Origin of the sequence: Undibacterium sp. TC4M20W (assembly GCF_049340245.1) — a bacterium.
Taxonomy (GTDB): Bacteria; Pseudomonadota; Gammaproteobacteria; order Burkholderiales; family Burkholderiaceae_D; genus Undibacterium.
This window is the reverse complement of record NZ_JBMPPI010000013.1, coordinates 132,173-156,994: the sequence shown is the minus strand read 5'-3', so window position 1 is coordinate 156,994 and position 24,822 is coordinate 132,173. Positions and strand designations below refer to the sequence as shown.

Genomic DNA, 24,822 nt, shown 5'->3' with positions numbered 1-24,822 from the left:
TACAATTTACACAAAAATGCCACACTGCATAGCACAATAATTGACACTCTAATATGTCGACAACCATACTTCTGGGCATACCAGTTAAGGTTTTCTATATATTCTTGGAGAAGTTTGTTATGAGTAAGATGCGCAAAGCGATTTTACTTGCCCTGTATGGTGCAAGTGCAGCAACTGTTTTCACTCCCGCCATGGTGAGTGCGCAAACTGCTCCCGCAGCAGAAAAAGCTCCCGAAGCACCGATACAAACCATGACCATCGTTGGTTCGCGCCGTGCCAATACCAGCGCTACCAATACGCCACTGCCTGTCGATTTTATTTCGGTATCCAAAGCTGCAGAGCAGGGTGGTCAGTTTGATCTGGCACAGACCTTGGCCAATATCTCACCTTCTTTCAATTCCACCCGCCAGACCGGTGCTGATGGTGCCGATCTGGTGGATTCTGCGGCCCTGCGTGGTCTGGGTTCAGACCAGACCCTGGTGCTGGTGAATGGCAAGCGTCGCCACACGGTATCGCTGGTGAACCTGTTTGGCGCGCGCAACCGTGGTAATACCGGTACTGACCTGAATGCGATACCCGTCATGGCGATCAGCAATGTGCAAGTCTTGCGCGATGGTGCAGCCGCCCAGTATGGCTCGGACGCGATTGCCGGTGTCATGGACATCACTCTCAAGAAAAATCTTGGTTGCGAAGCCAGTTTTGGTTATAGCCAGTACTCTGTCGGCGATGGTAAAAATTATCTGCCATCCGCCTATTGCGGTATTGCCCTTGGTGAAAAAGGCGTACTGGGTATCACGGTGGAATACACCGACCGTGGTCGCTCGAATCGTGCCGACCCAGGCAACCCACGTACTATTGGCGACACCAAGGTCACAGGTCCTACGGTTTATTTGAATGGTGAAGTACCCAACGGCGGCAATGACAAACTGTATTTCACCCTGGGTACACAACAACGCAAGGCATCTTCTGCCGCGTTTGCCCGCGGTGGTATAGGTTCTGATGACATCCCTTCGCGCAATTCTGCTGCCATGTATCCGAATGGTTTCGTGCCTTATATCAATGGCGACATCAATGATATCTACGGCACCGTAGGTTATAAATGGGATATCGGCGAATGGCGTGCCGACCTGTCGCAAACCTATGGTTTCAATGAACTCAAGTACAACGTCAGCAATACTATCAATGCCTCGATTGCCAACAAGGACTTGCTGGCCGGTGGCAAGGGTATCAGCCCCAGCCGTTTTGATGCCGGTGGTTTTTCTTTCTCCCAAGCGACCACCAATCTGGACTTCAGCCGCTTCTTTGATGGCTTCATGAATGGTGTCAACGTTGCCTTCGGTGCTGAATACCGCCGTGAAAACTACAAGATCACTCCCGGTGAGCCAGGTTCATACAATGACGTCGATGGCCTGGGTTTTGGTGGTAATGCCGGTAGCCAGGGTTTCCCCGGCTTCCAGCCTGGTGACCGTACTGACAAAAACAGGAACAGTGTCGCTGCCTATGTCGATGTAGAAACCGATGTCACCAAACTCTTCAAGCTGCAGACAGCTGTCCGTGGTGAGCGTTATAGCGACTTTGGTTCTACCCTGACCGGCAAATTGGCTGGTAGCTACAAGGTATCTGATGATGTCCTGATGCGCGGCTCTATCAGCACAGGCTTCCGCGCACCATCGCTGCAACAAGTGTATTTCTCTTCGACCTTCACTGACTTCATCAGTGGCAAGCCCATGGACGTCGTGCTGGCACCAAATGGTGGCACAGTGGCGAATGCTGCAGGCATACCTAAACTGAAAGATGAAACTTCGAAAAACTACACATTCGGCCTGACTTTCAAACCGAATAGTGCATTTGCCATGACAGCCGATTTGTACCGTATAGATATCGCTGACCGCATCGTCTTGTCCGGTCGTTTTGATGCTGATAATTACCCTGCTCTGGGTACTACTCTGCAAGCACTGGGTGTGGGTCAGGCACAGTTTTTTGTGAATTCCATCAATACCAAGACCCAGGGTCTGGATTTGACGGCTTCCCATAAAACCAATCTGGGCGCAGGTAAATTATCGACTTATCTGGGTTTGAATTACAGCAAGACTGAAGTCACCAAGGTGCAGGCCCCGGCATCCCTGAAAGGCTATGAAGATGTCTTGCTGTCTGAACGTGAGCGCCTGTTCATAGAGCAAGGCGGCCCAAGAATGAAAGCCACTCTGGCCTTCAATTATGAGCAGGGTCCATGGGCAGGCGAGTTCAAGGTCATCCATTACGGCTCACAAACCCTGGGTACTTTCTCAGGCACAGCCGCTGGCGTACCCAATGCCTATTACGAACCTAAAACCTCGGCTGACGTAGCCTTGACTTATGCTTTCAATGACACTACCAAGCTGACCATAGGCGGTAATAATGTATTCAACGTCAAACCTACCCGTCAGGATCCGAATGAAACCGATAATGGTTTCTACTATGACAGCGTACAGTTTGGTCTCGGTGGTGCTTCTTACTTCCTGAAACTCTGGAAGAAGTTCTGATCCAGATCCCAGCTTGGGTGTAATCTTGCCCATCAAAAAACCGGCCTGCATGCAAATGTCAGGCCGGTTTTTAATGATTGATGCATCAGGTTCTGTTGGTCAAAGTCACCCCGGCAATCACCAGCAAGCCACCGACTATCATCGAAGGCAAGATAGGTTCGCCCAGTATCATCGCACCGAGACTGATACCGAATACCGGCACCAGGTTGTTGAACACCGCAGTGCGTGCCGGGCCTATGCTTTTCACGCCTTCGTAGTACCAGACAAAACCGATGACCGTGCCAAAAGCACCCAGATATACCAGTGACGCCAGCACTTGCCAGCTCAGGCGGGCTGGCTCAAAACGCGGTAATTCCAGTACTGCGCCCAGGCCCAGCAAGAGCAAGCCCCAGAGTGAAGCATAAGTGGTGGCAGCAATCGGTGACAGGCCTTTCAAAGCGTGCCTGCCTATGATGGTATATGCCGCCCAGCCACAAATCGCCACCAGCATGAACAGCTCGCCCTTGCCCAGCGATTGCGATAAATCATGCATGGCACTCATCAAATTACCTCGGGTAATCACCACTGCCGCACCGGCAAAGGCGACCATGATGCCCAGCCAGCGTATCTTGCTGAGCCTCTCTCCAAATATCAGCGCCAGTGCCAGCGCAGTGACGATGGGGTTTAATGCAACAAACAGGGCAGTGCGCCCGGCGGGCATATTTTCCAGCGCTGCAAAAAAGCACAGGTTATACAAGAAGATGCCGGTCGCACCGAGTGCAAAGGTCGCATGCATTTGCTGTTTGCTGAGTTTGGGCAAGCCACCTTCGAGACGCCAAGCCAGCAATAGCAATAAGGCACAGGCAACTGCAAAACGGATAAAGGCCGCAATCATGTGCGGTATCTCTTTGGCGACCAGGCGACCGGCAATGAAAGTGCCACCCCAGAACAGGGCGACACAGACAAGTTTCAGATAAGTGGAGACAGGGACTTTGTTCACGATAATCCAGGCAATGCAAAAGCCTGTTAGCCTACACCAAAATCACGCCCCTGGTTTTCACTTGTGGATGCTGCGCAAGCCTTGCTGGTAGATCACTTCGGCTATCTGTATCGCATTCAGGGCCGCGCCCTTGCGCAGATTGTCGCCACTGACGAACAATGCCAGACCATGTGCTACCGTGGGGTCAGGGCGCACCCGGCCAACGAATACAGGATCGCGGCCAGTCGCCATCAAGGGATTGGGCACTTCAGTAACGACTACACCGGCAGCATTGTTAAGTAGCCCAAGCGCGGTATCTGCAGAAATACTCTGCTCAAATTCAGCATTGATGGACAGTGAATGTCCGGTAAATACAGGCACACGCACACAGGTGCAAGAGACGCTCAAATCCGGGATACCAAGTATCTTGCGACTTTCATTACGCAGCTTGATCTCTTCTTCGGTATAACCGTCTTCAACAACTTGATAATTGTAAGGCACGACATTGTAGGCAATCGGCACCTGCCATTTCTTCGGTGCGGGAAAGTTTATGCCTTCACCATCATTGACCAGCCTGGTGCAATCATCACCTGCTTTTTGCATCTGGCTTGCCAGCTCTTCTACACCCGCAACACCACCGCCCGACACTGCCTGATAAGTGCTGACGACCAGACGCCGCAGCACAGCTTTATCATGCAGGGGTTTCAACACAGGCATGGCTGCCATGGTCGTACAGTTGGGGTTTGCGATGATGCCCTTGGGGATAGTTGCCAGGTCATAAGGATTGACTTCGGCCACCACCAGCGGCACCGCAGGGTCCATGCGCCATGCCGAGGAATTATCGATGACCAGCGCACCTGCAGCCGCGACTACCGGCGCGAGTCGCAATGAAGTGTCTCCACCTGCCGAGAAAAACACGACATCGAGGCCAGCATAATCAGCCGTCGCCGCATCTTCGACGGCGATCTGGCTGCCTTTCCAGTTGAGTGATTTTCCGGCAGAACGTGCAGACGCAAACAGGCGCAATGAGCTGACCGGGAAGTTGCGCTCTTCCAGCAGCTTGAGCATGAATTCACCGACCAGACCAGTTGCGCCGACTACGCCTACATGCATGCCATGTGGGTAACGCTCGAGCGATAAGGCAGAGCGCGCCGGTCGCGGTGGACTGGCAACTGAAGCCTGATGATCTTGATGATTAAAACTTGATGCCATGTAAATCTCCTTAAAGTGGCCAGGAGACAGGTATCAAGCTATATGCACCCGCCTCGTAGGCGGGTTGCGAAAAAATGAAAAAGCGCTAACCCACCATTGCGATAATGGTGGTCTTAATGCTCAGCGTGGATGCAAAGTGGCTTTTCATGAATTGATGGTAACAGACTTGATAACAGTGATCAAGCCAGGGGCTAGTCCATGCTGGCTTACTGTATTTCCAGCAGCAGGACACCGCGTGCAGGCACTTTGATTTTCTGCACCAGTTCAAATTCCTGCCCAGTGATCACATCTTTAGCCTTGGCGTTTGCAGGTAAAATCTCAGCAAAGCGCGCCGTTGCCAGTTCAGTATCTGCCGTATTCTTGTTCATCACCACCATGACTTTGTGCTTCTGGTCATAGCGAAAATACACATAGACGCCATCCTGAGGCGCGAAGTGCATGAGTTTGCCGCTGTGGATGGTGCTCTGCGTCTTACGCCAGTTCAGCAGCTTCTTGATATAGGTCTGTGCTTCCAGTTGTTTTGCATTCAGACCAGCGCCGGTAAAGGCATTCACTGCATCACCCGCCCAGCCACCGGGAAAGTCTTTTCGAAAAGCACCGTCATCCCTGTGTTTGGTGCTGGTCATTAAAATCTCGGTGCCATAATAAAACTGTGGCGTGCGCGGCATGGTGGCGACATAGGTGATCGCCATCTTGAACAAATCCAAGTCTTCATCAAGTGCGCTGTACAGGCGGCTGACATCATGATTGCCCTCAAACAGCACCATCGCTGATGGTTTGGGATAGAGCTGGTCATTGACGAGCGCTTCATACAGGGTGGCAAAACCGGAATGTAGACTCTCTGGCGCGACCAAAGCTTGGCGCAATGTATCGTGCAAGGGATAGTCCATCATGCTGGGCATGTGCGAGACATAGCCATTGGCATTCTTGTGCCCGTGCAGCCAGTGTGCCACCAGGTTGGGGTTATCTGACCATTCTTCGCCGACCAGTGTCAGGTGGGGGTATTCCTGCATGACGCGGCGCGACCACTCTGTTAAAAAGGCAGGATCAGAATAACCATAAGTATCTGCCCGTATGCCCGCCAGCCCGGCATACTCTATCCACCAGATGGTATTTTGTATCTGGTAGTTCGCCACCAGCGGGTTACGCTGGTTCATGTCCGGCATGTGGATTTCAAACCAGCCCTGGGTGAAATTCTTTTTATCGATGGCAGACGCATACGGGTCACTGACCGTAGTACGCGCATGGTAGGTCGGTACAAATTCACTGTTATAGCTGAGCCAGTCTTTACTGGGTAAATCTTTCATCCACCAGTGGCCGTCTCCTATGTGATTCAGCACAATGTCCTGGATCACGCCTATGCCTTTCTTTTTGGCTTCGGCTACCAGTTGGAGATATTCTTCATTGCTGCCCAGGCGTGCATCGACCTTGTAATAATCAGTGGCGGCATAGCCGTGGTAAGAATAAGCTTGCTGATTATTTTCCACGACAGGCGTGGGCCAGAGCATGGTGTAACCCATGCCAGCAACGTAATCCAGGTGGTCACGTATGCCTTTCAGGTCGCCACCATGGCGGCCAGCACTGGCATCATTGCGGTCCAGCTTGTCGGCAAAGCCGGGCAGACTGTCATTGCTGGTGTCGCCATTGGCAAAGCGGTCTGGCATAAGATTCAGGATTGCATCTACTGGGCCAAATCCCTGCCTTTGTGCCGATCCTGGTTCACGTGCCTTGAGTTCATAAGGAATGGCAAATTCTTGAGTACCCTGTTGCATGCGTATCTCGAATTTGCCTGCGCGGGCGGTGGGTGCAATCTGTAAATCCAGAAACAGATAATTGGGATTGCTGAGCTTGTGCATGCCCTTGATCTGCACGCCTGGATAATGGATGCGTGCTGTGTAGGTGGCAATTTGTTTGCCATGCAGCATGACTTGCAGCTTGTTACTCTTCATCCCTACCCACCAAAAACCGGGTTCTACATGTTCCATGACAGGCTGAGCCTGTACAAATACAGGCAGCAAGGCTAGCAAGCTCATGCACAGACGTGCCAAGGCTTTGGTTTTCATGTTGTCTCCTGATGGGTAAGTCTTATTTTTATGTATTTAAACTACATTTATATGGTTATTTTAGTTTATTGTGAATAGATAAAACATTTTTATTCATCTTAATTATGTATTTTGATTACATTAATCTTCCTGTGAAAATGTCCAGCTTGCTCCAAAGCCGGAACTGGAATGAGAAACTGCGTCTTTTTTGAGCTTCGTCCAGGCACTTTGTTTGATATTTTCTAGCTTATCAAATCAGGCTGAGCGGTCTCAGCAAAAGCAAGGGCGTTAGCGTATCTAAAGCGCAGCCCCCATCCCAGGAGGATATATGCAGGATATTTCAAACTTAAATTCGATTTTTGGCGATGTGCAGGCTTTGCAAAGCAAGCTCAAATCCAGACTAGCTGATGCAGAACAGAGTGCCGACAAGTTCAAGGCGGCATTGCAGGCAGCAGTCAAGCCAGAAACCAAAGCAGATCTGGTCAGCGCTATCAAGGAGAAAGCCGCTGACCTTGGTGCAGATACCAAGACCACAGACCTGGCTGCACAGGTACAGGCCACACTGACAGCTTTGCGTGAGCAATTACAGCCGCCGCCTGCAGTACCTCCTGCGGCGGCAAGCACGGTGGCAGCAGTCACTGGCACGCCAGCAAGTTCAACAGCAGTAACCAGCGGCAGCGATACAACTGCCAGCAGCAAAACTACGGTTGCCGCAAGTAAACCCGCTGCCACGCCGCCAGCCGCACCCACCACGACCATTGCCGCAGTCAATCCTACCCATGCCGCTTACAGAGTGTATGACCCGGCCAATCCATCCGCTTTTGTCTCGCCATCCAATCCCGGTGGTGGCCCCAATCTGCTGGCGGCAGACCTGGTCTTCAATACTGACCCAAGGCCGGATTCCGTGAACTCCATCAAGCGCCCGACAGCAGAGCAAGGTTCGGCTGAATGGGGTGATCAGTTGAAAAACTATGAAGTCGCTTATGAAAAATTAAGCAAAGAGAATAATGACTGGAACCAGAAAAACATGAAAATGCGTAACCAGACACTCGCAGCTTCGCCTTATGCGGCATTTGTCACAACCACTGGCGCGGTTAATCTGGCAGCACAAACCGATCCTTTTTATCAGGCTATGCTGGCTGACCCGACCAGGGCACCAGCCTAGTTTTACTGAAGTTCTAAAATCACTGGAACCCGTCAGCTAATCTGGCGGGTTTTTGCTTTGTGCTTGCACAAAACTACCTGAAAAAATAATTTTCAAACTGCTGGAATAAAGACTGGTCAGCTTACGTATATCCCTGTGTAAGCAGTTTGCGCGTCAAATGCTGCTGACATTCGTTTAGCCACCTATACTTCATTTACATTTTCAGGAGCCTTTTGATGAAAACCAGACAAATTTGCCTTGCCCTGCTGACTAGCGCCACATTCATCGCCGGGTTTGCCCAAGCCCAGTCCGCACCCAAGGTCGCAGATGGCATACTCGTCAGTGATACTGGCATGACTTTATACAGCTTTGACAAGGATGTCGCCGGTAGTGGCAAAAGCACTTGCAATGGCCCTTGCGCAACTAACTGGCCGCCAGTTGCCGTACCCGCCAAGCTGCCAGCCGGGAAATATTCTGTCGTCACCCGCGATGATGGCAGCACCCAACTGGCGTATGACGGCAAGCCGCTGTACCTGTATGCGGCTGATAAAAAAGCCGGTGAGCGTACTGGCGATAATTTTAAAAATGTCTGGCATCTGGTCAAGGAATAAAGCGTGTCGTGCGCTAAGCTTCAAGCCAATTTCAAGCCACTTAATGTCTGACAAATGAGTCAGTCAGATAGCCGCAGCCAGTTACTGGCCTGCATCCCCCGCCTGCGCCGCTATGCGCGTGCGCTGGTGGGTGACAGGGCGGGCGCGGATGATCTGGTGCAAGACACTATGGAACGCGGCTGGCTGAAGCTGGGTTCATTCCTGCCGGATGGCGATATGCGCGCCTGGTTATTCAGCATCATGCACAATCTGCGGCTGGATCAATTGCGCAAGCCATCGCTGACTACGGTAGAGCTCGATGATGAAGACGCATCCTTGCCCGCCCTGGCCGCCAGCCAGAGTCATGGCCTGGAATTGCGCGATCTGCAGGCAGCATTGCTGCAATTGCCACTGGAGCAGCGCGAAGTATTATTGCTGGTCGTGCTGGAAGAAATGCGGTATGAAGATATTGCCCTGACTTTGAATATCCCTTTGGGAACCGTGATGTCGCGGCTGTCGCGTGGCCGTGAAAAACTGCGTGCCATTATGGAAATGCGCTCTACCAGTACAGTCTTGAAAGTCGTCAAGTGAACAAGGCCAGATCATGAAACACGAGCCCATCAGCGAAGCAGACTTGCATGCCTATGTCGATGGCCAGTTGCCTGCTGCCCGCCTGGCAGAGGTAGAAAGCTATCTGCAGGCGAACCCGGCTGAGCAGGAAAAAGTGTCTGCCTGGCGCAAACAGAATGCTGGTTTGCATGCCTTGTTTGATGCCGTCGTTAATGAACCTGTTCCTGACCGGCTCAGTTCAATACGTGGACCAACTACTGCTGCGGCCAACCAGCCTGTCTGGGGCTGGCGTCATATGGTAGCCGGTATGGCGATTGCCTTTGTCAGTGCCAGCAGTGGCTGGTGGTTGCATGCACGCAGTGATGCCAGCGTGGTACTGGCACAGGCTGAGCTGCAAAAAAATGGTGTCCATGGCGCCGCAGGCTTTGCCCATCAGGCTGCCGTGGCGCATCTCGTATATAGTCCTGACGTGCGTCGCCCGGTAGAAGTGGGGGCAGAGCAGGAAGAACAACTGGTTGCCTGGCTGTCTAAACGCATGGGAAGTCCCATGCGTGCGCCCAAGCTGGGTAAGTTATCGTATGAGCTGGTTGGGGGCCGCCTTTTGCCGGGCGGCACTGGCCCTGTCGCCCAGTTCATGTATCAGGATGCGACCGGCCAGCGTCTGACTCTGTACGTCAGCAATGACCAGGCGCAAAACAAGGATACCGGTTTCAAATTCCTGCAAGATGGCAAGGTCAATGTGTTTTACTGGGTCGATGGCAAGTTTGGCTATGCCTTGTCGGGCAGTATCAGTAAAGCAGAACTCGCGCGTATTTCCAATGCCGTGTATGAGCAGCTGGAAAAACCTTCCTGAGCCAGTTTTGCTGACAAGAGATTTGTCACGCTAAGTAAATTCAGGTGACAGGCTTGCCGAAAATATCTATTCTTTCCTCCTTCTATGCCAAAGCGGTCTTTGATGACGGTGCTTGGTAAAATTCAGCAAGACAGGTAGCAATGATGCTGCCTGCCAAGGATGGGATATTTGCATGCGTAAATGGACATTGACAGGATTATCGGCAAGCTTGTTTTCAGGCGTATTGTCCGGCTTGTTATTGAGTAGCGCCGTATTCTTGCCTGTGGCAAGTGCCCAGGCAGCATCAGCAATTCCAAGCTATACCTACGAAGTGGTACATGCCTACCCGCATGATCCAAATGCCTTCACCCAGGGTTTGTTTATCAAGGATGGCTTCCTGTTTGAAAGCACGGGTTTGCAAGGCCGCTCTACCGTACGCAAGGTCAGGCTGGAAACCGGTGAAGTCCTGCAAAAAATGGATTTGCCCAGGCAGATTTTTGGTGAGGGCATCACCTGGTGGGACAAGCGCATTATAGGCATCACCTGGACTACCCAGGCGGGCTATGTGCTTGATCTCGACACTTTCGCTTTTCAAAAAGAATTTACCTACAAAGGTGAGGGTTGGGGTCTTGCCCGCAATGATAAAGAAATCATCATGAGCGACGGCACCTCAGAATTGCGTTTCCTCGACCCACTCACTTTGCGCGAGACCCACCGCATCAAGGTCACAGCAGATGGCAAGGCAATAGATCAGTTGAATGAACTTGAATGGGTAAAGGGCGAGATTTTCGCGAACATCTGGCAAACCGATAACATCGCCCGTATTGATCCCAAAACCGGCAAGGTCATAGGCTGGATCAATTTGAACGGCTTGCTCTCCATGGGCGACCGCATTATGGGTAACCCGGATGTCCTGAACGGTATCGCCTATGATGCAGCCAAAGACAGGCTGTTTGTGACCGGTAAATTGTGGCCCAAATTGTTTGAAATCCGTTTGATCAAGCGCTAGACCTGATTATCATGATAATGATGAAAAAAATCCTGCATTGCCTGTTGAGCGGCAGTTTGTTGCTGGCCATGTCTTCATCTTCCAGCCTGGCGGCAGAGTCGACACTGGAAAGCCAACTGATAAATGCCCTCAAAATCAAACAAAATACTGAGCTAAGGCAGGCCAAATCCAGGCCTGTGATACAGGCTTATCAGCAAGCAGGCATACTGAGCAAGAAATCTGACCAGCGTGCTGATTACGTCGATTTTTACCTCTTGCGCAAACCAGCCAGCTTCATGGGCCATACGCTGGTTGTGTTGGAAGAAGAGTATATGGACACCTATGTAGGCTGCTGCGTCAGCCCCGGCCTTGGTCTGGTGTTGCAAACAAGTGGTGATACTCAGGCTGTGCAGGATTTCGCCGGGAAAAATGCCTGTACCTTCAAGCCGCATACAGATGTGTTCGATACCCTGAAGACCTATGGCATCAGACATAAGTTACCCAAAGCCGATTACGCCTCCCTCAGTTGTCGTGAACGGGATGCGCAAAAATAAATGTGGGCAGACTAGCGTGCATGGGTATTGATCGCTTGTATATGATTGCCTTTTTGTATATAAAGTAAGTCTCGCCGGCCCCGCCGTTTCCATCCTGAAAGGAAAGCGTCATGTCTGAGTCTTACCGTACCCCGTCTGATATCCATCCCAGCCTGATTTATGATGATGCGCCTGCTGCCATAGACTGGCTGGTCAAGGCCTTTGGCTTTACCTCCCGCTTTGTCGTGCCTGGTGAGGGCAATCGGGTAGAGCATTCAGAATTGAGCCTGGGCACAGGCGTCATCATGGTCGCTTCGCCCAAGGCTGAGACACATCATGTCAGCCCCAAATCCTTGACCGGTATTTCGCAGGCGCTCAGCGTCTATGTGGATGATCCGGATGCCCATCATGCGCGGGCAATTGCCGCCGGTGCCAAGCTGGTGCGGCCACTGCAAACCGAGGATTATGGTGCCAGGGGTTACATGGTGCTCGATCCTGAAGGACATCTCTGGTATTTCGGCAATTACCGGCCCGGTGAATACTGGCAGGATGCGAAAGACTGAACTGAACATCACCACTCATTGAACACTGATTGAACAATAAGGGAGTGTATTCATGCATAAAGGTAGCTGCCACTGCGGCAAAATCGCATTTGAAGTAGAGGGTGAAATAGATAGCGGGCTCGCCTGTAATTGTTCCATCTGCCAGCGCAAGGGTTCGCTGCTGTGGTTTGTGCCGTTTGCTAATCTGCATCTGCTGACGCCGGAGGAGGCCGCCAGTACCTACATCTTCAACAAGCATGTGATATTGCATAAATTTTGCCCCACTTGCGGCATGCATCCATATGCCGAGGGAGTCGATCCCAAAGGCAACAAGGTGGCTGCCATCAATCTGCGCTGCCTGGAAGATATAGACCTGGCAGCTATACCCGTGCATCACTATGATGGCCGTGCTTTATAAAAAGGATGAAGATGTTCAAGAAATATTTGGGAGCGGCCAGTGTATTGCTGGCCATTGCCAGTCTGGGATTATTGCCTGCACATGCAGCCGACTCCACTGATGCAAAAAACGCCGCCCTGGTCGCACAATTGACGAAATTGTCTGATGACTGGGATGCCGCCATCGTCCGCAAGGACAAGGCGGCGATAGAAGCCAATATGGCGGAAGACTTCCGCCAGATAGATGGCGACGGTGATCTTGAAACCAAGACCAGTTTCGTCAATGGCCTGGTATCAGACAAGCTGACAATAGACCCCTACAAGGTTGAGGATTTTGAAATACGCCTGTACGGCAATGTCGCCCTGCTCAGTGGCCGCACCAAGATGACTGGCCACTACGATGGCAAGCCTTTCAAATCACATTACCGCTATATCGATATCTATGCACAGCGCGATGGTAAATGGCAGATCGTTAGCGTGCAGATCAGCAGAATACCACAGCAATAAAAATATCGCCCCTGCGCACCTTTGAGAGCGTAGGCGGGGGCGATATTTCTTTACACTTATTTCACAACGAAGCGCAGCACCCCATCGTCACCTGTTTCCCTGCGCAAGACACCGTCATACCAAAGCTTGTGCAAATGCGCCAGCGCTTCGCCTATGGCGAAAGTCAGCTGATGAGAATCGAGCGGGCGACGGAACATGATGGGGACGATGTCCATCGCTGATTGTGGAATGGCACAGGCGAGCTTCACTTCTTCCAGCCGCTCGGCATGGTGGTCTTGCAATTGCTGCACGCGGGTATGCAAGCCCTTGAAGGGTTTGCCATGCGAAGGCAGGATCAGTACATCTTCTGGCAGCGGCAGATATTTTTGCAGTGAATCCATATACTGCTGCACGGGATTGGCTTCCGGCTCTATCGCAAATACCGATACATTGGTAGAGATACGCGGCAACAGCATATCGCCAGAAATCAGGATATTCAGCTCTGCGCAATATAGCGAAGCATGTTCGGGGGAATGCCCAAATCCAACGATGACTTGCCAGTGACGTTGCTTGATGACGACATCCAGACCTTCTTGCATGCGGTGGTAGGCGGTTGGTACAGTCGGCACCAGTCTGGTGTAATGGGTTTTTCTCTCCTGTATCTGTTCCTGCATGCCGCTATCGACCAGGCCATGCTTGCGAAAGTGCGGGAACATGGCCGTGCCGTCCGCACCCGGCAGGCTGGCCGACATCATGCGGGCAAAGGCATATTCGCCAGCAGTCATCCATAGCTGCACATTCCAGCGGCTGCACAGCCAGTCAGCCAGGCCTATGTGGTCGGGGTGGCAGTGGGTGGCAAGGACGCGGATGATGGGCAGGCCGCGCAAATGGTTGTTCAGGTCGCCGAACAAGATCTCCCAGGCATCGCGGGTGGCGTCGCTGGCGATGCCGCAATCGACTACCGTCCAGCCACGCACCTTGCCCTGGCTGGTTTCCAGCTCATCTTCCAGCAGCCACAGATTGATATGGTTCAGCGCAAAGGGCAGGCCCATGCGTATCCATAGCACGCCTGGGGCTATTTCCATGGTCTTGCCGGTGTCGGGCAAGATTTCGCCAAAAGGGTAGTGGAGTTGTTGTTCCAGTAAGTTCATGCTCGTCTCTGTTGTTATTGTGGTGGCCACAGCGTGTTGCCATCTGCTACCTGTTTTCTCATTATGGATGACTCCAGAAGGACTGGAATAGCCTACAATGCGATTTAAAACTATTTGACGTTAACGTCAACTGCATCAAGTGCAGATTGTAATCAGAAAACTGTTTCTGTGTTTTTTTCACCAGATTGACCATGGCCACCTATACCATTACCGAACTTGCCCGCGAATTTGATATTACCCCGAGGGCGATACGATTCTATGAAGACCAGGGTTTGCTCAGCCCCACGCGAGAAGGGCCGGGCGGCCGCAACCGTGTTTATACAACGCGGGAGCGCACTCATCTGAAGCTGACCCTGCGCGGCAAACGCCTGGGCCTTAGTCTGTCAGATATCAAAAGCCTGGTCGATATGTACCGTTCCCCTAAGGATACCGAAGTACAGTTGCAAAGCTTCCTGGTCGTGCTGGCCAGACACAGGGCGGCGCTGGAGCAACAGCGGGAAGATATAGAAATCATGCTGGCAGAAATCAGCGCACATGAAGAAAAAAGCCGTAGTTTGCTGGGGCGACTGGACCATGCAGAAAAATAAGTCTTGTCTTATTTGATAGGAATGCCATGGGCGGCATGAGTAATTTGATAATTTTTAAGCTGAGCTTGCAGTAGAAAAACATCAAACCAGCGAATTGACGTTTACGTAAACGTCAATTCGACGTATTATTTTTGCCTGAGATGGTTTTTCCTTGGCTATGAGGGTTTTATGAGCAATCAGGCAACGCAACAAACCACAGCGACACTGGATCACAAACTGGCCCTGAGCCTGCTGGAAAGCTTCAATGCGCAGGGCGCCCTGATGGCCTGGAACGCCCGCCTGACCAGCATCACTCCCGGTGCTTGTGAAATCAGCTTGCCATTTAATGAGGTAGTCAGCCAGCAGCATGGCTATTTTCATGGTGGTGTCATCGGCACGATAGCTGATGCAGCCGGTGGCTATGCCGCTAATACACAATTGATGCCAGTGAGTGAGTGCTTAACTGCAGAATACAAGATCAATATCGTTGCACCCGGCAAGGGCGATACTTTGATTGCCCGTGGCAAGGTCTTGAAGGCAGGTAAAACCCTGGTGGTATCCAGCGCAGAAGTGTTTGTCGTGCATGAAGGCCACGAAAAACTCTGTGCCATCATGCAACAGACTTTGTTTGTGATACCCAAGGCAGAATCAAAGATATAGGCTATAGGCTTAACAAGGCTGGCATGCTTGATCACAAGTCAACATAAGCCAGCGAATTTTAATTTTATAAAAGTGTGAGGACGACATGCTGCATTTACCAGGTTTGACTTTTGATCACGGCGAAGACATCGCCGCTTTGCGCGAAGCCGTGCAGCAATTTGCCCAGGCAGAAATCGCTCCGCGCGCCGCCGAGATAGACCGCAGCGACCAGTTCCCGATGGATTTGTGGCGCAAGATGGGTGACCTGGGCATCCTGGGTGTGACCGTCAGCGAAGAATACGGTGGCGCCAACATGGGCTATCTCGCCCACATCATCGCCATGGAAGAAATTTCCCGTGCTTCTGCCTCAGTCGGCCTGTCGTATGGCGCCCACTCCAACCTGTGCGTGAACCAGATCAAGCGCAATGGTACAGAAGAACAAAAAGCCAAATACCTGCCAAAACTCATCAGCGGTGAACACATAGGCGCACTCGCCATGTCCGAGCCAAATGCTGGTTCCGACGTCGTCAGCATGAAGCTGCGCGCCGACTGGAAGGGTGATCGCTGGGTCTTGAACGGCACCAAGATGTGGATCACCAATGGCCCGGATGCCGACACGCTGGTCGTGTATGCCAAGAATGACCTGGAAGCTGGCCCACGCGGCATGACAGCATTCCTCATAGAAAAAGGTTTCAAAGGTTTTAGCATTGCGCAAAAGCTTGACAAACTCGGCATGCGCGGCTCGCACACAGGTGAACTGGTATTCGAGGATTGCGAAGTCCCGGCAGAAAACGTGCTCGGCGGCTTGGGCAAGGGCGTGAATGTTCTGATGTCTGGCCTGGATTTTGAGCGTACCGTCTTGTCCGGCGGCCCTCTGGGCATCATGCAAGCCTGTATGGACGCAGTGGTTCCTTATGTGCATGACCGCAAGCAATTCGGTCAGCCTATTGGTGAGTTCCAATTGATGCAGGGCAAACTGGCGGATATGTATTCCACCATGATGGCTTGCAAGGCCTATGTCTATGCAGTTGGTCAGGCTTGCGACCGCGCCACTACACCCGAAGCAGTGCGCGCCCTGCGCAAGGATGCTGCCGGTGCGATTTTGTATTCCGCAGAAAAAGCCACATGGATGGCAGGCGAAGCCATCCAGACCCTGGGCGGCAATGGCTATATCAATGAATATCCGGTAGGCCGCCTGTGGCGCGATGCCAAGCTGTATGAGATAGGTGCTGGCACCAGCGAAATACGCCGCATGCTGATAGGCCGTGAATTGTTTGCAGAAACCAAGTAACAGGGATTGTTGTAAACTGAGTCTATTTGACCATGACACATTTGCATATCACTACACCGCTGCTGGAACACCGTTCTCTTTCAGCCAGCCTGGACAAACAAGTCTGGCTGAAGATGGAAAACAACCAGCCTTCCGGTTCTTTCAAGTTGCGCGGCATAGGCCTGATGTGCCAGCGTGCGGCAGCGCAGGGCGCAAAACACTTTGTCTGTCCTTCCGGCGGCAATGCCGGTTTTGCTGCTGCTGTTGCTGGCGTAGCCCTGGGTTTACGAACCACGATCGTCGTGCCGCAAACCACGCATGAAAGTGTGCGTGCGGCAATACGGGCAATTGGTGCGACAGTCATTGTCTCGGGCAGCGTCTGGGATGAAGCCAATCAGGAAGCTCTGCGCCTGTGCGAGCAGCCGGGTGCCGTATATATCCCACCGTTTGACCATGCTGATATCTGGGATGGCAACGCTACAACGATAGATGAAGTCGCGGGCAAGCTCGACTTTGACGTCGTCATCTGTTCAGTCGGCGGCGGTGGTCTGCTCAGTGGCATCGCCCTGGGGCTGGAGCGCAACGGCCTCGGCCATATCCCCATCATCGCGTCTGAGACCGAAGGTGCCGCTTCCCTGCACGCAGCCGTGCAGGCTGGTGAACTGGTGACTTTGCCAGCGATTACCTCGATTGCCAGCACCCTGGGCGCGAGACGTGTTGCACAACAGGCGTTTGACTGGACGCGCAAGCGCGCTATTCATACGGTCACCGTTAGCGATGCCCAGGCTGTACAGGCTTGCCTGGCTTTTGCCGACGATATGCGCACTTTGGTGGAACCGGCCTGCGGCGCAGCTTTGGCCGTTGCTTATCAGAACTTGCCGGTATTGGCTGAGTATAAAAAACCACTGATCGTAGTTTGTGGTGGCATCGCCGTGGATTTGGCTAAACTACAGGCTTGGAAAAACCAGTTCCACTTGACCTGATCACCGACCATGCCCCACACCCATTTCCCCAAATTGTTGTCTTCGCAAATTGCCTTCGATATCGCCAGGACGATACTCGATGGCTTTGACAGGCATTACCATTTGTTCAGGGCCAGTAGCCAAAGGGCAAAGCAGCAATTTGAAACAGGTGACTGGAAAGCCGCACAAATCGCCGCACGCGAACGCATAGGGTATTACGACACCCGCGTGCGCGAATGTGTGCAGGCACTGGAAGATGAATACGCAGAAGAAGACCTCAGTGATGAAGTCTGGCGCGAAGTCAAACTGCATTACATGGGCATGCTGATCGATCATCTGCGCCCCGAGCTGGCCGAGACTTTTTTCAATACCGTCTGCACCAAGCTCTTGCACAGGAATTATTATCACAATGATTTTATCTTCGTGCGTCCGGCAACCTCGACCGAGTATCTTGAAAGCGAAGATACACCGCCCAGTTACCGCGTCTATTATCCGGCGACCGACAGCCTGAACTTCACCATCAAACGCATCGTCACGAACTTCCAGCTGAACGCCAAGTTTGAAGACCTGGACCGCGATGTGGCTTTGGTCGAAGCACGTCTGCGTGAAAATTTTGGCCCCGCCAAGCTGGAGCCAAATCACCAGATACAGGTACTAGCCAGCCTATTCTATCGCAATAAATCTGCCTACATCATAGGCAAGGGCATCAATGGCAATAAGGAATACCCGTTTGTCATTCCTGTCATGCACAAGCGCAAGGGGGAGCTGGTACTCGACACAGTGATCTTTGACACCATGCTGATCACCGTGCTGTTCTCTTTTACCCGTGCCTATTTCATGGTCGATATGGAAGTGCCATCGGCTTATGTGCAATTCATACGCAGCATCTTGCCGAAGAAACCGCGCAGTGAAATCTACACCATGATAGGTCTGCAAAAGCATGGTAAGAATTTGTTTTATCGCGACTTCTTGCACCACCTCAAATATTCATCCGACCGCATAGAAGCCGCACCTGGCATACGCGGCCTGGTGATGCTGGTATTTGCACTGCCGTCTTTTCCGTATGTATTCAAACTCATCAAAGACAGTTTCCCGCCACCCAAGGAAACCACCAAGGCCCTGATCAAGGAAAAATACCTGCTGGTGAAAAACCATGACCGCGTAGGCCGTATGGCAGATACGCTGGAATATTCTGATGTGGCATTCCCGCGAGCCCGTTTTTCAGAAGAGCTGCTGGCCGAGATCAAACAATACGCGCCGTCATTATTGGAAGTGAATGATGATGAAGTCGTCATCAAGCATCTGTACATAGAACGCCGCATGACGCCGCTGAATATCTGGCTCACAGAAGCCGAGCGCGGTGGTGATATGGCTGCGATGGAGCATGGCCTCAAAGAATATGGCAGCGCCATCAAGGACCTGGTGGCAGCGAACATCTTCCCCGGTGACATGCTGTATAAAAACTTTGGTGTCACCCGTCATGGCCGTGTCGTCTTTTATGACTATGATGAAATCGAATACATCACCGACTGCAATTTTCGCAAGATACCTTTGCCGCGCAATGAAGAAGACGAGATGTCTGCCGAGCCATGGTATCCGATAGCCAGGAATGATGTCTTTCCCGAGCAGTTTGGCACTTTCTTGCTGGGGAATAAAAACGTCAAAGAATATTTTATGAAGCACCACGCTGACTTGCTGACCGCCGAATACTGGCAGGCCCGTAAGAAGCGCATAGTCGATGGCAAGGTAGATGATGTGTTTCCGTATCCGCAGGAAATCCGTTTTTGCAATCAGACCAGTACAACAAATTAAGGCTGTGCATGTTTGTTGACATGCCTCCCGTCATTAGCCAGGCAGCATTGTTGCCTATATTAATTGGAGAGTAAGATGAGTGATCCTATCGTAATCGTTGGTGCAGCCCGTACCCCCATGGGTGCTTTTCAGGGCGATTTTTCTTCCCTGACAGCCAGTCAGCTTGGTGCAGTTGCCATCAAGGCCGCCGTTGAACGCGCAGGTGTCAAGCCAGAGCTGGTAGAAGAAGTCTTGTTCGGTAACTGCCTGATGGCAGGCCAGGGCCAGGCCCCGGCACGCCAGGCTTTGCTGGCTGCGGGTTTGCCAGTATCCACCGGTGCCGTGACCTTGTCCAAGATGTGTGGCTCGGCCATGAAGGCTACCATGATGGCTTTTGATTCCATCAATGCAGGCAGTAATGAAGTCATCGTTTCCGGTGGTATGGAATCCATGACCAATGCTCCTTACCTGATTCCCAAGGCACGCGGCGGTTACCGCATCGGTCACGGCATGATGTATGACCATATGATGCTCGATGGTCTCGAAGATGCCTATGACAAGGGCCGCTCCATGGGTACTTTTGCTGAAGACTGTTCAGCAAAATACAATTTCAGTCGCGAAGAGCAGGATGCATTTGCGATTGCGTCTGTCAAGCGTGCACAAGCTGCAACTGCCGATGGTTCTTTCGCGTGGGAAATTGCGCCGGTGACAGTATCTGGCCGCGGTGGTGATGTCGTCATCGACAAGGATGAAGGCCCGCTGAAAGCCAAGCTCGACAAAATCCCGACGCTGAAACCAGCCTTCAAAAAAGACGGCACGATCACTGCTGCTTCTTCTTCGTCCATCAACGACGGCGCTGCAGCACTGGTCCTGATGCGTGAATCCAAAGCCAAAGAACTGGGCCTGACACCGATCGCAAAAATCCTCGGCCACGCCAGCAATGCGCAGGAACCAGGCTGGTTCACGACAGCGCCGGTTGGTGCAATCCAGAAGCTATATAAAAAACTGGGTTGGACAACGGACGATGTTGACCTGTTTGAAATCAACGAAGCTTTCGCCACCGTGCCTATGGCAGCCATGAAAGAACTGGGCATTCCGCATGACAAAATCAATGTGCATGGCGGTGCCTGTGCTTTGGGCCATCCTATCGGTGCATCCGGTGCGCGTATCATTATTACGCTGATGGGTGCTTTGAAGAAACAGGGCAAGAAGCGTGGCGTGGCTTCTTTGTGCATTGGTGGTGGTGAAGGAACAGCACTCGCCATTGAGATGCTTTGATGCTTGTTTTAGATCCCTCCCCTTGATGGGGAGGGGGTGAAAATTTTCACACATTGGGAAAATATGCCAGTCGCTTTAATCATCGGTGCATCACGCGGTATAGGTCACGAGCTAGCCACGCAATACAAGGCGGCAGGCTGGCGTGTCATTGCCACTGCACGCAAGCAAGAAGATCTGGCAGCTTTGCAATCAGCAGGCTGTGAAGCGCTGCAACTGGATGTGACGAATCCAAATGATTGCGCAAGTCTGGGCGGGCGTCTCGGTGATGAGAGGATAGATGTAGCAATCCTTAACGCTGGAGTATATGGCCCGCGTGTCGAGCAATTGATCGCACCTCAGGAATCCGAGTTTGATGCAGTAATGCATACCAATGTACTGGCTGCCATGCGCATCTTGCCTTTAGTCCTGCCGCTGGTGGATGCAGCAAAAGGCAGGCTGGCAGTGATCTCTTCACTGCTGGGTTCGCTGAGCTTGCGCAACAGCACGCATGGGTGGTTGTATCGCGCCAGTAAAGCTGCCTTGAATTCTGTTCTCAAGGATATTTCCTTGCAGGCATCCGACAGTATATGCATCGCCTTTCACCCAGGCTGGGTACAGACTGAAATGGGTGGTAGTGAGGCACCTTTGACTGTGACTGAAAGCGTGCGCGGCATGCGCCAGACCCTGGCAGATTTAAGCGCCAAAGATAATGGCCAATTTTTTAATTACGATGGCACCAGCCTGAGCTGGTAATCGTTCAAAGCAAACAGAGACTTAGCATGTTACTGACACCAGAACACGAAATGATACGCGACGCCGTACGCGCCTTTGCCCAGGACCGCCTGGTGCCCAATGCCGCCCGCTGGGATAAAGAACATCACTTCCCCGCAGAAGAATTGAAAGAGCTGGCGCAAATGGGTGCCTATGGCGTGGCCGTGCCAGAAGAGTTTGGTGGAGCGGGTATGGATTATCTGTCGCTGGCCCTGGTTCTGGAAGAAATCGCTGCCGGTGATGGCGGCACGTCCACGGTGGTATCTGTCAACAATTGCCCGGTCTGCAGCATCGCCATGATGTACGCCAACGACGCACAAAAAAAACAATGGCTGACACCGCTGGCACAAGGCGAAATGCTGGGCGCATTTTGTCTGACCGAACCGCATGCCGGTAGTGATGCGTCTGAACTGCGCACTACGGCAAAACGGGATGGCGATCATTACGTCATCAATGGCGTCAAGCAATTCATCACCAGCGGCAAATACGCCGATGTGGCCATCGTCATGGCTGTCACCGATAAAGAGGCAGGTAAGAAGGGCATCAGCGCCTTCTGGGTGCCAACCATTACACCTGGCTATATCGTCGCCAGCCTGGAACAAAAGATGGGCCAGCATTCGTCCGACACTGCACAAATCCTGTTCGAGAATTGCCGCATTCCGGCAGAGAACCTGATCGGTGAAGAAGGCATGGGTTACAAGATTGCCCTGTCTGGACTTGAAGGTGGCCGCATAGGCATAGCCTCACAATCAGTAGGCATGGCGCGTGCCGCATTTGAAGCAGCACTGGCCTATGCCAAGGACAGAACCAGTTTTGGCAAACCTATTTTCGAGCACCAGTCAGTGCAATTCAAACTGGCCGACATGGCGACCCAGATAGAAGCCGCCCGTCAATTGATCTGGCACGCCGCCAGCATGAAAGATGCAGGCAAGCCCTGCCTGAAAGAAGCAGCAATGGCAAAATTGTTTGCCTCAGAAATGGCAGAAAAAGTCTGCTCGGATGCGATACAAATCCACGGTGGCTACGGCTACGTCAGCGACTTCCCGGTAGAGCGTATTTATCGCGATGTGCGGGTTTGCCAGATTTATGAAGGTACTTCCGATATACAAAAGATTTTGATCGGACGTGCACTGGCAGGCTGAGTGGCGTCAATTCTTAAAAAGAATAACGGAGACAGCATGAAAAAAGGTTACAAGCAACTGGTCGATGAAGCCAATGCCGAAATCAAAACCTATAGCGTGGCAGAAGCTCAGGCCAAACTCGCAGACAGCAATGTGCAGTTTATTGATGTCCGTGATATCCGCGAACTCGAGCGTGAAGGCATCATCCCTGGTGCCTATCATGCCCCTCGCGGCATGATAGAGTTTTGGGTTGATCCTGATTCACCTTATTTCAAACCTGTCTTCGGCGAGAAAAAAGAATTCATTTTGTTTTGTGCCGCTGGCTGGCGCAGTGCATTGACTACCAAGACCGTGCAAGACATGGGCCTGGAAAATGTTGCGCATATCGATGGCGGTTTTACTGCCTGGAAAGCCGCGGGAGCGCCAGTCGCCAACAAGGAAAGCAAGAAGTAATAATGAGTAGCAAAGCATGCCCGTGTGGCTTGAATAAAAATCTTGAGCAGTGCTGCGGTCCTTACATCAGTGGCGCAGCGGTAGCACCAACGGCAGAAGCGCTGATGCGTTCGCGCTACACCGCTTATACCCTGAATGATGAAGCCTATCTGCGTGCGACCTGGGATGAGCGCACTTGTCCCAAAGAACGTATCACGCATGATGACCCAACCAAATGGCTGGGGCTGGAAGTCAAGAAATTCAAAGCGGATGGTGATGCGGCGACAGTGGAATTTGTTGCTAGGTACAAGATAGGCGGCAAGGCACACAGGCTGCATGAACTCAGTCGTTTTGTGCGGTATGAAGGCAAGTGGTTTTACGTGGATGGCAGTTTTCCAGAAAAGTGAAAAAGATAATGACAACTTTAGATTCCAAACTCAATCCCCGCTCTGAAGAATTCAAAGCCAATGCAGCGGCCATGCAAGCCGTGGTGGATGACCTCAAAGAAAAGATCGCCAAAATTGCACTTGGTGGTGGCGATGAAGCGCGCAAGAAACATCTGGCACGTGGCAAACTCTTGCCGCGTGACCGCGTACAAATGCTGCTCGATGCAGGCACGCCTTTCCTTGAGTTTTCGCAACTCGCTGCCTACGACATGTACAAAGAGAAGAGCGGTACCGATGCCGCTCCATCTGCTGGTATGATCACTGGCATAGGCCGAGTGGCCGGGCAGGAATGCATCATCGTCTGTAATGACGCGACAGTCAAAGGCGGCACTTATTATCCACTGACCGTCAAGAAGCATTTGCGTGCGCAAGAGATTGCTGAGCAAAACAATCTGCCCTGCATTTATCTGGTCGACAGTGGTGGCGCGAACCTGCCTAACCAGGATGATGTCTTCCCTGACCGCGATCACTTTGGCCGCATCTTCTACAATCAGGCCAATATGTCGGCCAAAGGCATACCGCAAATTGCGGTGGTCATGGGTTCCTGCACTGCTGGCGGCGCGTATGTGCCAGCGATGAGTGATGAGTCCATCATCGTCAAGAACCAGGGTACGATTTTCCTCGGTGGCCCACCACTGGTGAAAGCCGCTACCGGTGAAGTCGTCAGTGCTGAAGACCTCGGTGGTGGTGATGTACACACACGTTTGTCTGGCGTGGTTGATCATCTGGCGCAAAATGATACGCATGCGCTATCATTGGCGCGCACGATTGTTTCGCATCTGAACCGCCAGAAACCACAAACCCTGGTCATGAAAAAAGTTGAAGAACCAAAGTTCCCAGCATCTGAATTGTATGGCGTGATACCGGTCGATACCCGCAAGCCTTTTGATGTGCGTGAAGTCATTGCCCGCATTGTCGATGGCAGCCATTTTGATGAATTCAAGGCGCGCTATGGTACTACCCTGGTCTGTGGTTTTGCCCATATCCATGGCATGCCAGTCGGCATTATTGCCAATAACGGCATCCTGTTTTCTGAATCGGCATTGAAGGGCGCCCACTTCATAGAACTGTGCTGCCAGCGCAAGATACCTCTGGTCTTCCTGCAAAATATCACCGGTTTCATGGTAGGCCGCAAATATGAAAACGAAGGCATCGCCCGTAACGGTGCCAAGATGGTGACTGCAGTAGCGACCGCAAATGTGCCCAAATTCACGGTCATCATCGGTGGCAGTTTTGGTGCAGGCAACTACGGCATGTGTGGCCGCGCTTACTCGCCACGCTTCATGTGGATGTGGCCAAATGCCCGTATCAGCGTCATGGGTGGTGAACAGGCTGCGAGCGTACTGGCGACAGTAAAACGTGACGGCATAGAAGGCAAGGGTGGTAGCTGGTCTGCCGAAGAAGAAGCAGCTTTCAAACAGCCTATCAAAGAGCAATACGAACACCAGGGACATCCTTATTATGCATCGGCCCGCCTGTGGGATGACGGTGTCATTGACCCGGCAGATACCCGCATGGTACTCGGCCTGGGCTTGTCGGCAGCATTGAATGCACCGATACCGGATGTGAAGTTTGGTGTGTTCCGCATGTAAGCCAAGGCA

At 52.1% G+C, this 24,822-nt stretch carries 25 protein-coding genes; 21 read left to right on the top strand and 4 right to left on the bottom strand.

The features are described 5' to 3' along the window. Positions 1-119 precede the first annotated feature (119 nt). Entirely contained in the window at positions 120-2,522 is a 2,403-nt protein-coding gene (locus tag ACO0LL_RS17030; protein ID WP_422952040.1) for a TonB-dependent receptor plug domain-containing protein, read from the top strand. Positions 2,523-2,607: 85 nt separating this feature from the next. Here the strand turns inward: ACO0LL_RS17030 and ACO0LL_RS17025 are convergent, their stop codons facing one another. From ACO0LL_RS17025 to ACO0LL_RS17015, 3 genes are all read right to left on the bottom strand, one after another. Beyond that, positions 2,608-3,501: a DMT family transporter gene (locus tag ACO0LL_RS17025; protein WP_422952039.1), complete on the bottom strand. Its 894-nt coding sequence runs from the start codon at positions 3,499-3,501 to the stop codon at positions 2,608-2,610. A gap of 57 nt (positions 3,502-3,558) precedes the next feature. Beyond that, the gene (locus ACO0LL_RS17020) at positions 3,559-4,692 is read right to left on the bottom strand and encodes an aspartate-semialdehyde dehydrogenase (protein ID WP_422952038.1); all 1,134 of its coding nucleotides are present in this window, start codon (positions 4,690-4,692) and stop codon (positions 3,559-3,561) included. 206 nt (positions 4,693-4,898) lie between these two features. Continuing rightward, complete coding sequence (locus ACO0LL_RS17015) at positions 4,899-6,755, bottom strand: glycoside hydrolase family 13 protein (protein WP_422952037.1); 1,857 nt, start codon at positions 6,753-6,755, stop codon at positions 4,899-4,901. 307 nt (positions 6,756-7,062) lie between these two features. Between ACO0LL_RS17015 and ACO0LL_RS17010 the strand changes: the two genes are divergently transcribed. The 9 genes from ACO0LL_RS17010 to ACO0LL_RS16970 all read left to right on the top strand — a co-directional run bounded on the left by ACO0LL_RS17010 (position 7,063) and on the right by ACO0LL_RS16970 (position 12,836). Next, positions 7,063-7,899 (top strand): hypothetical protein, encoded by an 837-nt coding sequence (locus ACO0LL_RS17010; RefSeq protein ID WP_422952036.1) that lies wholly within the window; start codon positions 7,063-7,065, stop codon positions 7,897-7,899. 215 nt (positions 7,900-8,114) lie between these two features. Next, positions 8,115-8,489, top strand: coding sequence for a hypothetical protein (locus tag ACO0LL_RS17005; protein ID WP_422952035.1), 375 nt, complete (start codon positions 8,115-8,117; stop codon positions 8,487-8,489). Between the two features lie 54 nt (positions 8,490-8,543). After that, positions 8,544-9,059 (top strand): sigma-70 family RNA polymerase sigma factor, encoded by a 516-nt coding sequence (locus tag ACO0LL_RS17000; RefSeq protein WP_422952034.1) that lies wholly within the window; start codon positions 8,544-8,546, stop codon positions 9,057-9,059. Positions 9,060-9,072: 13 nt separating this feature from the next. Next, complete coding sequence (locus ACO0LL_RS16995) at positions 9,073-9,891, top strand: anti-sigma factor family protein (protein WP_422952033.1); 819 nt, start codon at positions 9,073-9,075, stop codon at positions 9,889-9,891. A 172-nt stretch (positions 9,892-10,063) separates the two neighbouring features. Further along, positions 10,064-10,879 carry a glutaminyl-peptide cyclotransferase gene (locus ACO0LL_RS16990; RefSeq protein ID WP_422952032.1) on the top strand — a complete coding sequence of 272 codons (816 nt, stop codon included), beginning with the start codon at positions 10,064-10,066 and terminating at the stop codon, positions 10,877-10,879. A gap of 17 nt (positions 10,880-10,896) precedes the next feature. Then, positions 10,897-11,412, top strand: a complete 516-nt coding sequence (locus tag ACO0LL_RS16985; protein ID WP_422952031.1) for a hypothetical protein — start codon at positions 10,897-10,899, stop codon at positions 11,410-11,412. 110 nt (positions 11,413-11,522) lie between these two features. Continuing rightward, a complete protein-coding gene (locus ACO0LL_RS16980; protein ID WP_422952030.1) occupies positions 11,523-11,954 on the top strand; it encodes a VOC family protein in 432 nt (143 codons plus the stop codon). 52 nt (positions 11,955-12,006) lie between these two features. Then, the gene (locus ACO0LL_RS16975; RefSeq protein WP_422952029.1) at positions 12,007-12,351 is read left to right on the top strand and encodes a GFA family protein; all 345 of its coding nucleotides are present in this window, start codon (positions 12,007-12,009) and stop codon (positions 12,349-12,351) included. 11 nt (positions 12,352-12,362) lie between these two features. Then, positions 12,363-12,836, top strand: a complete 474-nt coding sequence (locus ACO0LL_RS16970) for a nuclear transport factor 2 family protein (protein WP_422952028.1) — start codon at positions 12,363-12,365, stop codon at positions 12,834-12,836. Positions 12,837-12,892: 56 nt separating this feature from the next. On the opposite strand, the gene ACO0LL_RS16965 is transcribed toward ACO0LL_RS16970, so the two are convergent. Then, positions 12,893-13,966 carry an MBL fold metallo-hydrolase gene (locus ACO0LL_RS16965; RefSeq protein ID WP_422952027.1) on the bottom strand — a complete coding sequence of 358 codons (1,074 nt, stop codon included), beginning with the start codon at positions 13,964-13,966 and terminating at the stop codon, positions 12,893-12,895. A 191-nt stretch (positions 13,967-14,157) separates the two neighbouring features. Between ACO0LL_RS16965 and ACO0LL_RS16960 the strand changes: the two genes are divergently transcribed. From ACO0LL_RS16960 to ACO0LL_RS16910, 11 genes are all read left to right on the top strand, one after another. After that, the gene (locus ACO0LL_RS16960; RefSeq protein ID WP_422952026.1) at positions 14,158-14,553 is read left to right on the top strand and encodes a MerR family transcriptional regulator; all 396 of its coding nucleotides are present in this window, start codon (positions 14,158-14,160) and stop codon (positions 14,551-14,553) included. Positions 14,554-14,721: 168 nt separating this feature from the next. Continuing rightward, positions 14,722-15,192, top strand: a complete 471-nt coding sequence (locus ACO0LL_RS16955) for a PaaI family thioesterase (protein WP_422952025.1) — start codon at positions 14,722-14,724, stop codon at positions 15,190-15,192. 85 nt (positions 15,193-15,277) lie between these two features. Then, on the top strand, positions 15,278-16,462 hold the full coding sequence (locus ACO0LL_RS16950; protein ID WP_110257510.1) for an isovaleryl-CoA dehydrogenase: 1,185 nt from the start codon (positions 15,278-15,280) through the stop codon (positions 16,460-16,462). 32 nt (positions 16,463-16,494) lie between these two features. After that, positions 16,495-17,424, top strand: coding sequence for a pyridoxal-phosphate dependent enzyme (locus ACO0LL_RS16945; RefSeq protein WP_422952024.1), 930 nt, complete (start codon positions 16,495-16,497; stop codon positions 17,422-17,424). Between the two features lie 9 nt (positions 17,425-17,433). Further along, the gene (gene aceK, locus ACO0LL_RS16940; protein WP_422952023.1) at positions 17,434-19,215 is read left to right on the top strand and encodes a bifunctional isocitrate dehydrogenase kinase/phosphatase; all 1,782 of its coding nucleotides are present in this window, start codon (positions 17,434-17,436) and stop codon (positions 19,213-19,215) included. A 75-nt stretch (positions 19,216-19,290) separates the two neighbouring features. After that, the gene (locus ACO0LL_RS16935) at positions 19,291-20,472 is read left to right on the top strand and encodes an acetyl-CoA C-acetyltransferase (protein WP_422952022.1); all 1,182 of its coding nucleotides are present in this window, start codon (positions 19,291-19,293) and stop codon (positions 20,470-20,472) included. A 63-nt stretch (positions 20,473-20,535) separates the two neighbouring features. Beyond that, positions 20,536-21,204, top strand: a complete 669-nt coding sequence (locus tag ACO0LL_RS16930) for an SDR family oxidoreductase (protein ID WP_422952021.1) — start codon at positions 20,536-20,538, stop codon at positions 21,202-21,204. A 26-nt stretch (positions 21,205-21,230) separates the two neighbouring features. After that, positions 21,231-22,364: an acyl-CoA dehydrogenase family protein gene (locus ACO0LL_RS16925; protein ID WP_422952020.1), complete on the top strand. Its 1,134-nt coding sequence runs from the start codon at positions 21,231-21,233 to the stop codon at positions 22,362-22,364. A 36-nt stretch (positions 22,365-22,400) separates the two neighbouring features. Beyond that, entirely contained in the window at positions 22,401-22,796 is a 396-nt protein-coding gene (locus ACO0LL_RS16920) for a rhodanese-like domain-containing protein (protein WP_422952019.1), read from the top strand. Positions 22,797-22,798: 2 nt separating this feature from the next. Then, positions 22,799-23,182, top strand: a complete 384-nt coding sequence (locus ACO0LL_RS16915) for a YchJ family protein (RefSeq protein ID WP_422952018.1) — start codon at positions 22,799-22,801, stop codon at positions 23,180-23,182. Between the two features lie 8 nt (positions 23,183-23,190). Next, complete coding sequence (locus ACO0LL_RS16910) at positions 23,191-24,813, top strand: carboxyl transferase domain-containing protein (RefSeq protein WP_422952017.1); 1,623 nt, start codon at positions 23,191-23,193, stop codon at positions 24,811-24,813. Positions 24,814-24,822: the final 9 nt, after the last annotated feature.

Coding starts and splice junctions, on each gene's coding strand:
- ACO0LL_RS16910 (WP_422952017.1), top strand. CDS start 23,191: ATGACAACTTTAGATTCCAAACTCAATCCCCGCTCTGAAGAATTCAAA.
- ACO0LL_RS16950 (WP_110257510.1), top strand. CDS start 15,278: ATGCTGCATTTACCAGGTTTGACTTTTGATCACGGCGAAGACATCGCC.
- ACO0LL_RS16915 (WP_422952018.1), top strand. CDS start 22,799: ATGAGTAGCAAAGCATGCCCGTGTGGCTTGAATAAAAATCTTGAGCAG.
- ACO0LL_RS16945 (WP_422952024.1), top strand. CDS start 16,495: ATGACACATTTGCATATCACTACACCGCTGCTGGAACACCGTTCTCTT.
- ACO0LL_RS17000 (WP_422952034.1), top strand. CDS start 8,544: ATGAGTCAGTCAGATAGCCGCAGCCAGTTACTGGCCTGCATCCCCCGC.
- ACO0LL_RS16930 (WP_422952021.1), top strand. CDS start 20,536: ATGCCAGTCGCTTTAATCATCGGTGCATCACGCGGTATAGGTCACGAG.
- ACO0LL_RS16925 (WP_422952020.1), top strand. CDS start 21,231: ATGTTACTGACACCAGAACACGAAATGATACGCGACGCCGTACGCGCC.
- aceK (WP_422952023.1), top strand. CDS start 17,434: ATGCCCCACACCCATTTCCCCAAATTGTTGTCTTCGCAAATTGCCTTC.
- ACO0LL_RS16965 (WP_422952027.1), bottom strand. CDS start 13,966: ATGAACTTACTGGAACAACAACTCCACTACCCTTTTGGCGAAATCTTG.
- ACO0LL_RS16980 (WP_422952030.1), top strand. CDS start 11,523: ATGTCTGAGTCTTACCGTACCCCGTCTGATATCCATCCCAGCCTGATT.
- ACO0LL_RS16990 (WP_422952032.1), top strand. CDS start 10,064: ATGCGTAAATGGACATTGACAGGATTATCGGCAAGCTTGTTTTCAGGC.
- ACO0LL_RS17005 (WP_422952035.1), top strand. CDS start 8,115: ATGAAAACCAGACAAATTTGCCTTGCCCTGCTGACTAGCGCCACATTC.
- ACO0LL_RS16955 (WP_422952025.1), top strand. CDS start 14,722: ATGAGCAATCAGGCAACGCAACAAACCACAGCGACACTGGATCACAAA.
- ACO0LL_RS16985 (WP_422952031.1), top strand. CDS start 10,897: ATGATGAAAAAAATCCTGCATTGCCTGTTGAGCGGCAGTTTGTTGCTG.
- ACO0LL_RS16960 (WP_422952026.1), top strand. CDS start 14,158: ATGGCCACCTATACCATTACCGAACTTGCCCGCGAATTTGATATTACC.
- ACO0LL_RS16935 (WP_422952022.1), top strand. CDS start 19,291: ATGAGTGATCCTATCGTAATCGTTGGTGCAGCCCGTACCCCCATGGGT.
- ACO0LL_RS16975 (WP_422952029.1), top strand. CDS start 12,007: ATGCATAAAGGTAGCTGCCACTGCGGCAAAATCGCATTTGAAGTAGAG.
- ACO0LL_RS17010 (WP_422952036.1), top strand. CDS start 7,063: ATGCAGGATATTTCAAACTTAAATTCGATTTTTGGCGATGTGCAGGCT.
- ACO0LL_RS17015 (WP_422952037.1), bottom strand. CDS start 6,755: ATGAAAACCAAAGCCTTGGCACGTCTGTGCATGAGCTTGCTAGCCTTG.
- ACO0LL_RS16970 (WP_422952028.1), top strand. CDS start 12,363: ATGTTCAAGAAATATTTGGGAGCGGCCAGTGTATTGCTGGCCATTGCC.
- ACO0LL_RS17030 (WP_422952040.1), top strand. CDS start 120: ATGAGTAAGATGCGCAAAGCGATTTTACTTGCCCTGTATGGTGCAAGT.
- ACO0LL_RS16920 (WP_422952019.1), top strand. CDS start 22,401: ATGAAAAAAGGTTACAAGCAACTGGTCGATGAAGCCAATGCCGAAATC.
- ACO0LL_RS17020 (WP_422952038.1), bottom strand. CDS start 4,692: ATGGCATCAAGTTTTAATCATCAAGATCATCAGGCTTCAGTTGCCAGT.
- ACO0LL_RS16995 (WP_422952033.1), top strand. CDS start 9,073: ATGAAACACGAGCCCATCAGCGAAGCAGACTTGCATGCCTATGTCGAT.